8 protein-coding genes and 1 pseudogene are annotated in these 12102 nt (G+C 68.5%); 6 read left to right on the forward strand and 3 right to left on the reverse strand.

Annotation, left to right across the window (positions count from 1 at the left end; genetic code table 11):
* Positions 1–4: 4 nt before the first annotated feature.
* Genes M1D55_RS02915 through M1D55_RS02925 form a run of 3 tightly spaced genes read left to right on the forward strand, consistent with a single transcriptional unit; the run spans position 5 to position 4050 of the window.
* Complete coding sequence (locus M1D55_RS02915; protein ID WP_006578429.1) at positions 5–1387, forward strand: sodium:solute symporter family protein; 1383 nt, start codon at positions 5–7, stop codon at positions 1385–1387.
* A 51-nt stretch (positions 1388–1438) separates the two neighbouring features.
* Positions 1439–3094: an amidohydrolase gene (locus tag M1D55_RS02920; protein WP_232207303.1), complete on the forward strand. Its 1656-nt coding sequence runs from the start codon at positions 1439–1441 to the stop codon at positions 3092–3094.
* Positions 3091–4050 (forward strand): CobW family GTP-binding protein, encoded by a 960-nt coding sequence (locus M1D55_RS02925; RefSeq protein WP_456281056.1) that lies wholly within the window; start codon positions 3091–3093, stop codon positions 4048–4050. The genes M1D55_RS02920 and M1D55_RS02925 overlap by 4 nt, the downstream gene beginning before the upstream one ends.
* Before the next feature lie 63 nt (positions 4051–4113).
* Here M1D55_RS02925 and M1D55_RS02930 read toward each other — a convergent pair whose 3' ends face one another.
* The 3 genes and pseudogenes from M1D55_RS02930 to M1D55_RS02940 all read right to left on the reverse strand — a co-directional run bounded on the left by M1D55_RS02930 (position 4114) and on the right by M1D55_RS02940 (position 8000).
* Positions 4114–6057 (reverse strand): TRAP transporter large permease, encoded by a 1944-nt coding sequence (locus M1D55_RS02930; RefSeq protein WP_456281057.1) that lies wholly within the window; start codon positions 6055–6057, stop codon positions 4114–4116.
* 209 nt (positions 6058–6266) lie between these two features.
* Positions 6267–6860: pseudogene (locus M1D55_RS02935) on the reverse strand (TRAP transporter small permease subunit); the annotation flags it as partial.
* Between the two features lie 15 nt (positions 6861–6875).
* Complete coding sequence (locus M1D55_RS02940; RefSeq protein ID WP_456281058.1) at positions 6876–8000, reverse strand: TRAP transporter substrate-binding protein; 1125 nt, start codon at positions 7998–8000, stop codon at positions 6876–6878.
* Between the two features lie 425 nt (positions 8001–8425).
* Here M1D55_RS02940 and M1D55_RS02945 point away from each other — a divergent pair, with 425 nt between their 5' ends.
* The 3 genes from M1D55_RS02945 (at position 8426) to M1D55_RS02955 (ending at position 11955) form a co-directional block, all read left to right on the forward strand.
* Complete coding sequence (locus tag M1D55_RS02945) at positions 8426–9775, forward strand: bifunctional alpha/beta hydrolase/OsmC family protein (RefSeq protein WP_456281059.1); 1350 nt, start codon at positions 8426–8428, stop codon at positions 9773–9775.
* A 184-nt stretch (positions 9776–9959) separates the two neighbouring features.
* On the forward strand, positions 9960–10967 hold the full coding sequence (locus tag M1D55_RS02950) for an isocitrate/isopropylmalate dehydrogenase family protein (RefSeq protein WP_232207311.1): 1008 nt from the start codon (positions 9960–9962) through the stop codon (positions 10965–10967).
* Between the two features lie 259 nt (positions 10968–11226).
* Positions 11227–11955, forward strand: a complete 729-nt coding sequence (locus tag M1D55_RS02955) for an IclR family transcriptional regulator (protein WP_043438918.1) — start codon at positions 11227–11229, stop codon at positions 11953–11955.
* Positions 11956–12102 lie beyond the last annotated feature (147 nt).

The raw sequence follows: 12102 nt of genomic DNA on the forward strand, positions 1-12102 counted from the left end.
CGCCATGACTACCGCGGTATTTCTCGGCTTCATCGCGCTGTCCCTCTACCTCGCCATCCGCTCACGTCAGGGGCGCGGCGCGCAAAGCGTGCACGACTTCTTTGTCGCGTCGCGTCAGTTCGGCGCCTATCTGGTCTTCTTCCTGGCGGCCGGGGAGATCTACAGCATCGGCACGATGGTGGGATTTCCCGGCGGCATCTATGCCAAGGGACCGACCTACGGCATCTGGTTTCTCGGCTATATCCTGCTGGCGTACCCCCTGGGCTATTTCCTCGGTCCGCGCATCTGGCGCGCCGGCGCGCGCTACAACGCGATCACGCTGCCAGACCTGTTCAAGGGCCACTATGGAAGCCGTGCGCTGGAGCTGATCGTCGCCGCCTCGTCCATCCTGTTCCTGCTGCCATGGGGCCAGTTGCAGTTCACCGGCCTGGTGGCCGCGTTGAAGGGCCTGGGCTGGCATGTCGATCCGCTGCACCTGGTGCTGATCTCGGCCGGGCTGGCCTTCACCTACATCGCGATCTCCGGCGTGCGGGCCTCGGCCTACATCGCGATCCTGAAGGATGTGCTGATGGTGGTGGCGATCGTCGCCACCGGCGTGGCGGTGGGGTGGAAGGCCGGCGTCGGCGACGTCTTCCACGCGGCCAGCATGCAGGTCAGCAACCAGATGAGCGAGACGCAGCTGCGCTTCTCGATGAGCACCATGCTGTTCCAGGCGCTCGGCTTCTACATGATGCCGTTCGCGGTGCAGAACTTCTTCACCGCGAAGAGCGCCAACACGATCCGGCGCACGCAGATCGCGATGCCGCTGTACATGCTGATGTATCCGTTCCTCGTGCTGGCGTCGTATTACGCGATCAGCCAGAACCTGCAGCTCGCCTCGCCGAACGAGGCGTTCTTCGCCGCCGCGGTGCGCCTGCTGCCGGACTGGCTGCTGGGACTGGTGACCGCCGGCGCGGCGCTGTCGGGCCTGCTGGTGCTGGCCGGCATCTGCCTGGCCATCGGACCGATCGTCACGCGCAACCTGATGCCCGGCCTGCCCGAGCCGCGGCAGAAGCAGGGCGCCAAGGTGGTGATCGCGATCTATCTGGTGCTGTCGATCGTGATGACGCTGGTTACGCCCAACCTGATGCTGACGCTGATCAATACCACCTACTACGGTGTGACGCAGTTTTTCCCGGGCGTGATGGCGATCCTGTTCTCGTGGAAGGTGCGGCCGCTGGCGATCGCGCTCGGCATTCTGAGCGGACAGGGCCTGGCCATCGCGCTCTATGTCCAGCAGGCCGATTTTGGCGGGATCAACGTCGGACTGGTCAGCCTCGCGGTGAACCTGCTGGTGACGGCGCTGGTGAACCTCGTTCCGCGGCCGGCGCGAGTCCAGGCGGCCTGATTTGCGTTGGCCGGATTTCCTGCCCCGAACCTCCCATTTGCAGAAGCAACGATGAACCACCATGAACCGGCGCGCACACGAATATTCCGCGCCAGCAAGATCCTGACGATGAATCCCGCTCAGCCGGATGCCACACACGTAGCGGTCCGCGACGGCAAGATCGTCGCGGTCGGCGCGCGAGGCGACATGGCGCCGTGCGCGGACGCCGAGGTCGACGATACCTTCCGCGACAAGGTGCTGATGCCCGGGCTGGTCGAGGCACACTGCCACCTGATGGAGGGCGCCATGTGGGAGGCCGTCTATGTCGGCTACTTCGATCGCCGTGATCCGGACGGGCGGCTGTGGCGTGGCCTGCGTACGCTCGATCAGGTCATCGACCGGCTCGCCAGCGCCGCCAGCCGGCTAACCGAAGCCGACACGCCGCTGCTGGCCTGGGGCTTCGATCCGATCTACTTCGGTGCCGGCCGCCTGAGCGTGCGGGAACTGGATCGGGTCTCCGCCACGCGGCCGATCGTCGTGATGCACGCCAGCGTGCATCTGATGAACGTCAATTCGGCGATGCTGGCGCTCGCCGGCATCGACGAGGATACCGACATCGAAGGGGTGCACAAGGACGAGCACGGCAGGCCCACCGGCGAGCTGCAGGAGTTCGCGGCGATGTTTCCGGTCCACCGCGTGATCGGCAAGGGCTTGTCGCTGGCGGCGGCCGAGGACCCGGAGGCGGTGCGCCGCTTCGGGCGGGTCGCGCAGCTCGCCGGTGTCACCACCGCGACCGATCTGGTCAGCGACCTGTCGCAGGCCGGACTCGACACGCTGCGCTCAGTCACCGCCGCCGGCGACTTTCCGCTGCGCATCGTTCCCGCCTTCTCCCCGCAGCGCAATCCGGACGGCGGAGCCGAACGGGTCCACGCCGCCGCGCGTAGCGGCAACGACAAGCTGCATTTCGGTCCGGTCAAGTTCATCGTCGACGGTTCGATCCAGGGCTTCACCGCTCGCCTGCGCGCGCCCGGCTACGCAGGCGGCCAGCCCAACGGGCTGTGGCTGATTCCGCCGGCGCAGCTGCTGGCGTGCTTCACACCATTCCATCTGGCCGGTCTGCAGCTGCATATCCACACCAACGGCGACGAGGCGACCGAGGTCGTGCTGGACGCGCTCGAGGCCATGCTGGCGCGCCATCCGCGCGCGGACCATCGGCACACGCTGCAGCACTGCCAGCTTGCCGACGCCGCTCAGCTGGCGCGCGCCGCCCGACTCGGGCTGTGCATCAACTTCTTCTCGAACCATCTGTATTACTGGGGCGAGGCGCACGCCGGCCAGACCGTCGGCGCGCAATGGGCCGCGCGGATGAATCCGGCGCGCTCGGCGCTGCGGCTGGGCATTCCGGTCGCCATCCACTCCGATGCGCCAATCACCCCGCTCAATCCGCTGTTCACGGCATGGTGCGCGGTGCAGCGCCAGACCGCGTCGGGCCGCGTGCTGGGCGAGGACGAGCGGCTCGGCGTCGGCGAGGCCCTGCACGCGATCACGCTGGGCGCGGCGCATACACTGCGGCTGGACCATCTGGTCGGCAGCATCGAGCCGGGCAAGCTGGCCGATTTCGCGGTGCTCGAGCAGGACCCCACCGCGGTGGCGCCGCACGCGCTGAAGGATGTCCGGGTCTGGGGCACGGTGCTGGGCGGGCGCGTCTTTGCGGCGCCGGCACGATGAACGCGCGGCCGCCCATTCCGTTGGTGGTGGTCGGCGGCTATCTGGGCGCGGGCAAGACCACGATGCTGAACCGGCTGCTGGCCGATGCCCGGGGACGGCGGATCGCCGTGCTGGTCAACGACTTCGGCGAGATCAATATCGACGCCACGCTGATCCGCAGCCGCGGCGACGACGTGATCGAGCTCGAGAACGGCTGCATCTGCTGCTCGATCGGCGGCCGGCTGGCCGACGCGCTGGTCGCCATCGCTGCGCGACCCGAGCGTCCCGAGCTGCTGGTGATCGAGGCCAGCGGGGTTTCGGATCCGCAGCGGATCGCGCAGATTGGCCTGCTCGACCCGGCATTCCGGCTCAATGCGGTGATCGTCGCGGTCGACGTGGCCGGCGTCTCCGAGGTGCTGCGCGATCCGCTGATCGGCGACATGGCGCGGCGGCAGATCGCCGGCGCATCGGTACTGGCGCTGACCAAGGTCGATCTGGCCGGCGCCGCGACAGCCCAGACCGTCGCAGCGTCGCTCGGTGGCTTGGCGCCGCGGGCCGCCGTGCTGACGGCACGGCATGGCCAGCTGCCGCTGTCGGTCTATCTGGACGTCGCGCCACCGCCGGCGCAGGGCCGGCTGCTGTCGGCGGACGGTCAGCGCTGGAGCCGCGCCGAGGCGCTGCACCGGGGCATCGTGACCTTCTCCTACCGGACGAGCCGGGAGTTCGACAAGGCGCGTTTGCGGCAGGCGCTGAAGGCGTTGCCGGTGCGCCTGCTGCGGGCCAAGGGCGTGGTTGCGTTCGATCGCGATGCGCGCGCGCATGCCGTGCACGTCGTCGCGGGGCGGATGCGGGTCGAGGCGATCCCTCATCCATGCGGGCACGCGCCGCGAGACGAATCGGCGCTGGTCTTCATCGGCCCCTTCGCGGCGGACGACGAGACCACGGTGCGCGCCTGCCTCGACGCGGCGCTGGCCTGAGCGCGCCGCGCCGGCTTATTGGCCTGCTTATTGGCCGGCTTGTTGGCCGGCTTGTTGGCCGGCCTACTGATACAACACCCTCGGCAGCCACAGCCCGATGTCCGGGAACATGTACAGCAGCACCAGCGCCACCACCTGGATCGCCATGAACGGCAGCATGCCGCCGAAGATCTGGTTCAGCGTGACATGCGGCGGCGCCACGCCCTTCAGGTAGAAGGCGGCCATCGCGACCGGCGGCGACAGGAAGGCGGTCTGCAGGTTCAGCGCGACCAGCAGGCCGAAGAACAGCGGGTCGATGCCGAAGTTGTCCAGCAGCGGCACGAAGATCGGCATGAAGATGATGATGATCTCGGTCCATTCGAGCGGCCAGCCCAGCAGGAAGATGATCACCTGGGCCAGGATCATGAACTGCAGCGGCGTCAAGTCCAGCGACATCACCCACTGCTCGACCAGCGCCTGGCCGCCGAGCAGCGCGAACGCGGCCGAGAAGATCGACGAGCCGACGAACAGCCAGCAGACCATCGCGCTGGTCTTGGCGGTCAGGAACACCGACTCCTTGACCACGCCATAGTTGAGCTGGCCGTAGGCCGCCGCCAGCAGCGCGCCGCCGAGCGCGCCGACCGCCGCGGCCTCGGTCGGCGTGGCCAGTCCGAACACAATCGAGCCGAGCACGGCGAGGATCAGCACCGCCAGCGGGAAGAACGACGACAGCAGCTGTTTGAAGATCTCCATCCGCGCGAAGTCGAAGCGCCAGTAGAAGTACAGCATCGCCACGCAGACCACGGCCAGCGTGATCCAGAACCAGTTGGGCGCCTGCGGCGCGGTGGCCGGCGGATTGGCGGTGTCGGCGCCGGGCGGGCTCGGCGCGGCGTCGGCTTGTGGTGCTTCGGCTGCGGGAGTGGGGGGAGCGGCGGGGGTAGCCGGAACGCTCGGGGTCGCCGCCGCGGCAGCGGGGTTGTCCTCGCTCGGCGGCGGCGCCAGCGTATCGAGGCCCGCGGCATCGTCACTGCTTTGCGCGCCGAGCTCCATCAGCGTCGAATCCACCGCCGCCGGCGGCGCGGCGGTGACGCCGGCGTAGATCGAGCCCATCAGCAGCGCGACCACCAATGCCGGCAGCACCGCGATGCCGAACTGGCGCATCAGCTGGCCGGTCGGGATGGTGGCGTTGCGCTTGCCCTTCAGCGCGGTGACCAGCGCGGGCAGCGCACGCGTGCCGATGGTGTCGCGCAGCCGCTGCTGCAGCGGCGGCAGCGGGACCTCGCGCTCGGCCAGTGGCAGTGGCGGTGCGAGCCGCGGCCGCAGCTTCGCGAGGATGATCACGTACAGCAGATACAGGCCGGTCAGCATCAGGCCGGGGAAGAAGGCGCCCGCATACAGCTGCACCACCGACACGCCGGCGGTCGCGCCGTAGACGATCAGCAGCACCGACGGCGGGATCAGGATGCCGAGGCACCCGCCGGCGGTGACCGAGCCGGCCGACAGCGACGCGCTATAGCCGGCGCGCAGCATCGCCGGCAGCGCCAGCAGTCCCATCAGCGTGACGACGGCGCCGACGATGCCGGTGGCGGTCGCGAACACCGCGCAGGTGATCAGCGTGGCCACGGCCAGCGAGCCCGGCAGCCACGCCAGCGCCAGATGCAGGCTGCGGAACAGCCGCTCGATCAGGTTGGCGCGCTCGACCAGGTAGCCCATGAAGACGAACAGCGGCACCGAGATCAGCACGTCGTTGGTCATCACCGCATAGGTCCGCTGCACCATCAGGTCCAGCGTCTGCTGCACGGCGATGTTGGGGTCGGCATGGCGATAGGCCAGCCAGGCGAACAGCACGCCCATGCCCATCAGCGTGAACGCGGTGGGAAAGCCCAGCATGATCGCCGCGACGATCAGCGCCAGCATCAGCAGGCCCAGATGTCCGTTGGTCCAATCGGCGGGCGAGGGCATCAGCACCAGCACCGCGACGACGATCAGCGCCATCAGCGTGGCGCCGAACCATAGTTCCTTTCTCATCGCGGCGCTCCGTCGGTTTCGCGCGCTGGCTTCGATTCGCGATCGTCGTGGCGATCGCGGGGGTGGTGCGGATCTGCCGGGCCGGGATGGTGTGGACCGGGATCGGTAGTGGGCGCGTCGCGTTGAACCGGCGCATCGACCTGGTCGCGGTCATGCCGTTCGTCCCGCTCATTGCGGTGATCCTGCACTTCGCCACCTTCCCCGACCGCCGGCGTTGCCACCGTGCCGGCCGCGGCGTCGGCGCTGACCATCTGCTTGAGCTTGTCCACGTCGACTTCCTCGACATCGCCCTCGCGCATCGGCCAATGCCCTCGCTTCAGGCAGATCACGCAGCGGATCGTCTCGGCGACGCCCTGCAACAGCAGCAGCGCGCCGGCCACCGGAATCACCGCCTTGAACGGATAGATCGGCGGGCCGTCGGCCGCGATCGACGAGTGCTCGTTTTGCGCCAGCGAGACCTCGAAGAAGTCGATGCCGGCCCAGGCCAGCGCGATCACGCCGGGGAAGAAGAAGACCAGATACAGCACCAGGTCGATCGTGGCCTGCGCGCGCGGCGGCAGGAAACCATAGAGGATGTCGCCGCGCACGTGTCCGCGCTTGGCCAGCGTATAGGCGCCGGCCAGCATGAACAGCGCGCCGTACAGCATATTGCTCGCGTCGAACACCCAGGCGTGCGGTGCCGACAGGACATAGCGCGAGAACACCTCGTAGCTGATCATCAGCGTCAACGCGACGATCAGCCACGAGGCGGCCTGACCGATCAGGGTGCTGATCCTGTCGATCGCCAGCAGCAGGCCTTGCACGATCGCGCCCCGCGTTCAGCTGCGCTTGCTGAAGTAGTGCGCCGAGGCCATCCGGTAGTCGACGTTGGTGTCGTTCTGCCAGCGGGTGCTGCGCATCGCGAACGCCTTCATCGAGTCGTTGACCTTCTTGAACATCGGGTTTTCCTTTTCCTTGCGCGCCACCACCTCGTCCCAGATCTTCAGCTGCGCCTGCAGCACCGAATTGGGCGTCGCGTAGAACTTCACGCCCTGCTGCTGCAGCGCCTGATAGTCCTTCGAGTAGCGGTCGATCGCCTTCATCGACATGTCGGCCGAGGCCGCGTCCACCGCGTTGGCGATCAGTGCGCGCAGCTTGGGCGGCAGCGCGTCGTAGCGCTTCTTGTTGAACAGGATCTCGAACTGTTCCGAACACTGGTGGAAGCTGCGCAGCATGCAGACCTTGGACACGTCCTGGAAGCCGAGCGCGCGATCCGAGCTGGCGTTGTTGAACTCGGCCGCGTCCAGCAGGCCGCGGTCCATCGCCGGCACGATCTCGGCCCCGGGCAGCGCGTTGACCGCGGCGCCCAGCCCCGTGAAGATGTCGATCGACAGGCCGACCGTGCGGAACTTCAGGCCCTTGAAGTCCTCCGGCTTGGTGATCGGCTTCTTGAACCAGCCCAGCGGCTGCGTCGGCATCGGTCCGTACAGGAAGGACACGACATCCAGGTTCAGGCTGCGGTAGATCTCCTGCTGCAGTTCCTTGCCGCCGCCGTACTTGTGCCAGGCCAGCAGCATGTTCGGGTCCATGCCCCAGGCCGGCCCCGATCCCCACAGCGCCAGCGCCGAGTTCTTGCCATACCAGTAGGCGATCACGCCGTGGCCGCCGTCGAGCGTGCCCTTGCTGACCGCGTCGATCAGGTCGAACGCCTTGACGACCGCGCCGGCCGGCAGCAGCTCGATCTTCAGCTCGCCGCCCGACATGTCGTAGACCTTGGCGACGAAGTCGCCGGCGAACTCGTGAAAGATGTCCTTGCTGGGCCAGGTGCTTTGCCAGCGCATCGTCACCGGACCCTGTGCCTTGACGATCGCCGGAAATCCCAGCGCCGTTGCACCGACCGCAGCCCCCGCCCCGCCCAGAAATCCCCGTCGCGATACCGCACCGCGCTTGTTTTTCGCTGCCATGCTGTCTTCCCCCTTGCTGCTGTTGACGACACCGGAGGCAGCGCCGCGAGTGCGCCAGCCTCGAACCGTTGATGCGACGTCTGGAATTGCGATGCGGTGGCCGGCCCGATGGCGACTGCCGTTTTCAGGGGGCGGCGTGCAAGTGGTTTGTAATTGACTTCATGTTAGGAATTGCAACCAAGCGCAACAATGTAGGGATTACCCGTGACGGATCGGCCTTGTCGCCGCGTGTAAATCGGCGCGCTACGGCATGTCTGCATCTTGTCTCGTGCTTGTCTGCTCCATGTCTGGCGGGGCCACTGTCGCGGACCCTCAATGGGTCATCGGCGCCTGGTTTTGCATGACCTTTCGGCCACTTCGGCGGACGGACGGGCTACAGTAGCAAGGACCGGCCATCCCGCCATTTTTTTCGCCAGGAGCCACGCATGCCCGATCCGTCGAATTCACCGAACTCGCCGAACTCGCCGAACTCGCCCGGCGCGCCCAACCAGAAAGTCCAGTTCCCCGGCCACGACGGCCAGCCGCTGGCGGGCCGCCTCGATATGCCGGCCGGGCCGGTCAAGGCCTACGCGCTGTTCGCGCATTGCTTTACCTGCGGCAAGGACGTGGTAGCGGCCAGCCGCATCGCGCAGGCGCTGACCCAGCACGGCATCGCGGTGCTGCGTTTCGACTTCACCGGACTGGGCGGCAGCGGCGGCGATTTCGCCAACACCAATTTCTCGTCGAACGTCGCGGATCTGCACGCAGCGGCCGACCATATGCGCCGGCATCTGCAGGCGCCGGCGCTGCTGATCGGCCATAGCCTGGGCGGCGCCGCGGTACTGGCCGCGGCCGAGGGCATCCCCGAGGCAAGGGCGGTGGCGACCATCGCCGCGCCGAGCGACCCGTCGCACGTGGTCGGCCTGCTGCGCGAGCACGCCGACACCATCGCCGCGCAGGGCGAGGCCGAGGTGCAGCTGGCCGGCCGCCCGTTCCGCATCCGCAAGCAGTTTCTCGACGACGTCGCCGAGCAGGCGCTGCTCGCCAAGGTGTCGCGGCTGCGGCGCGCGCTGCTGGTGATGCATTCCCCGCTCGACGACACGGTCGGCATCGACAATGCCACGCAGCTGTTCATCGCGGCCCGCCATCCGAAGAGCTTTGTCTCGCTCGATCATGCCGACCATCTGCTGACCCGGCGCGAGGACGCGACCTATGTCGCCAACACGATCGCCGCCTGGAGCCAGCGCTACCTCGGCATCGATCCGGCCACGCTGCCGGCCGCCGCGGTGGAGGAAGGGCTGGTGCGCGTCGAGGAAAACCACGCGGGCAAGTTCCAGCAGCAGGTCACGGTCGGCAAGCACCAGCTGCTGGCCGACGAGCCGGTCTCGTTTGGCGGCCTGAACGGCGGACCCGCGCCCTACGATCTGCTGCTGGCCGCGCTGGGCGCCTGCACGTCGATGACGATCCGGATGGTGGCCGAACGCAAGGGCTGGCCGCTGGAACACGTCAGCGTGTCACTGAGGCACGAGAAGATCCATGCCGCGGACTGCGCGGAGTGCGACACCCGCGATGGCAAGGTCGACTGGATCGAGTGCGAGGTGACGCTGCGCGGGCCGCTCGACGCGCAGCAGCGCGAGGCGCTGCTGGCGATCGCGGACAAGTGCCCGGTGCACCGAACCTTGCATTCGGAAGTGGTGGTGCGCACGCGCGCGGCGCCGGTGGAAGGGGAGGGCCAGGCGGCCCTGGGCTCCGCCGAGGCGGGCGCCAGCCCCGCCGGCACGGCGCCTGGCGGCTGAGCGAGGCCGTGTCCGCGGGCCCTCGCCGGCCGTCGCCGGCGTGCCACCGTCATCCGTAGCCATTGTCATTTTGTGGAGACCGCCTGTGCAAACCGATGCAAATCCGACCAACAAGATCGACCCCGCGGCCAGCAGCAATAGCAACAGCAGCAGCAACAGCAGCAACAGCAGCGGCGGCGGCGCCATCCCGGCCACGCTGATTCCCGGCGATGGCATCGGCCCGGAAATCATGGATGCCACCCTGCAGGTGCTCGACGCGCTCGGCGCGCCGTTCGCCTGGGAAACGCAGCAGGCCGGCATGGCCGCGCTGGAGGCCAGCGGCGATCCGCTGCCCGAAGCGACGCTGGACAGCATCCGCCGCACCGGCCTGGCGCTGAAGGGGCCGCTGACCACGCCGGTGGGCGGGGGCTTCCGCTCGGTCAACGTGCGGCTGCGCGAGCTGTTCCAGCTGTACGCCAACGTGCGGCCCGCACGCACGCTGGTTCCGGGACGCTACGAGAACATCGACCTGGTGCTGGTGCGCGAGAACGTCGGCGGTTTCTACGTCGCGCACGATTACTACATCGCGGTCGGCGACGATCCGCGCGCGGTGGCCGTGTCGACCGGCACCAATACGCGCGCCGACTGCCTGCGGATCGCCCGCTTCGCCTTCGAATATGCGCTGCGCAACGGCCGCAGGAAGGTCACCGTGGTACACAAGGCCAATATCCTGAAGGCGCTGACGGGCATCTTCCTCGAGGCCGCGCGCGAGGTGGCGGCGGACTATGCGGGACGGGTCGAGATGGACGACCGCATCGTCGACGCCTGCGCGATGCAGCTGGTGCTCGACCCGTGGAAGTTCGACGTGCTGCTGTGCACGAACCTGTTCGGCGACATCCTGTCGGACCAGATCGCCGGCCTGGTCGGCGGGCTGGGCCTGGCGCCCGGGGCGAATATCGGCGAGCACGCGGCGGTGTTCGAGGCCGTGCACGGCTCCGCGCCCGACATCGCCGGCAAGGGCGTCGCCAATCCGGTCGCGCTGATGCTGGCGGCCGGGCTGATGCTCGAGCATGTCGGCCGCCAGGACCTGGCGCAGCGGATGCGCGCCGCGATCGACCGGACGCTGAACGAGGACAACGTGCGTACCGGGGACCTGAAGGGCAAGGCCAGCACGCGCGAGTTCGCGGACGCGGTGGTGCGGCGGCTGGGGTGAACCATGCCGTTGTCGCCGCGAAGGTGGGGGCCCAGCAGCCTGCGTCCTTCGCGGCGACATCAAAGCCACTGGGTCCCCGCCTGCGCGGGGACGACAGCGGTATGCAACGGGTCTGGCCACCCGTCGTCCCCGCGGAAGCGGGGACCCAGCGGCTTGCGTCCTTCGCGGCCTGCCCTGTGCTGCATTGACAAAGCGGGGGCCGTTCTATACGGTGCGCGGACCTCGTTGATTGCGCGTCGATGGCGCGCTGTTCCGCCCCATGCCCCGTAAAGCCGCCCAGGTTTCCGAAGCCGACAAGCATGCCGCCGAAGGCGGCGCGGTGGCGGTGGATCGCGCGCTGTTCCTGCTGCGTGCGTTCCGGCTTGGCGATACCGCGCTGACGCTGGCCGAACTGGCGCAGCGCTCGGGCCTGTACAAGAGCACGCTGCTGCGGCTGCTCGCTTCGCTGGAGCATGCGCGGCTGGTGGTGCGCCACGCCGACGGCCGCTACGGCCTCGGCCCCGAAGTCGCGCGGCTGCATGCGGTCTATGCCGCGTCGTTCTCGCTGGAAACGGCGGTGATGCCGGTGCTGCGCCAACTGGTGCACGACACCCGCGAGAGCGCGGCCTTTCATATCGAGCAGGGCGAGCACCGGCTCTGCCTGTATCGCGTCGATTCCCCGCAGCCGGTGCGTGACCACGCCCGCGCTGGCGACCTGTTGCCGCGCAACCGCGGCGCCGGCGGGCGCGTGCTGCGCGCCTTCGCCGGTGCGCGCGGCCAGCTGTACGACACCATCCGCCGCGACGGCGTGGCGACGCTGGTCGGCGACCGCGTGCCCGATATCGCCGGCGTGTCGGCCCCGGTGTTCGGTCCTGGCGGCGAGCTGCGCGGCGCGCTGACGCTGACCTGTCCGGCCTCGCGCTATCGGCCCGATTTCCGCACCGATGTGCTGCGCGCCGCGCGCGCGCTGACCGAAACGCTGGGCGGCAGTTTCCCCTTCGAAGACTGAGCCGGCATTGGCCCGGCGGCGGCACGCCCGCTGCCGCGGCGGCCCGATGCCCGACTCAAGGGGGATGCCCCGCGCCGGTGCGCCAGCTATCATCAAAGGTTTTTGGGACGAGCGGCCGTGCCGCCGGGGCATATGCAACGCGGCATT

The organism is Cupriavidus sp. JZ107 (assembly GCF_053903255.1).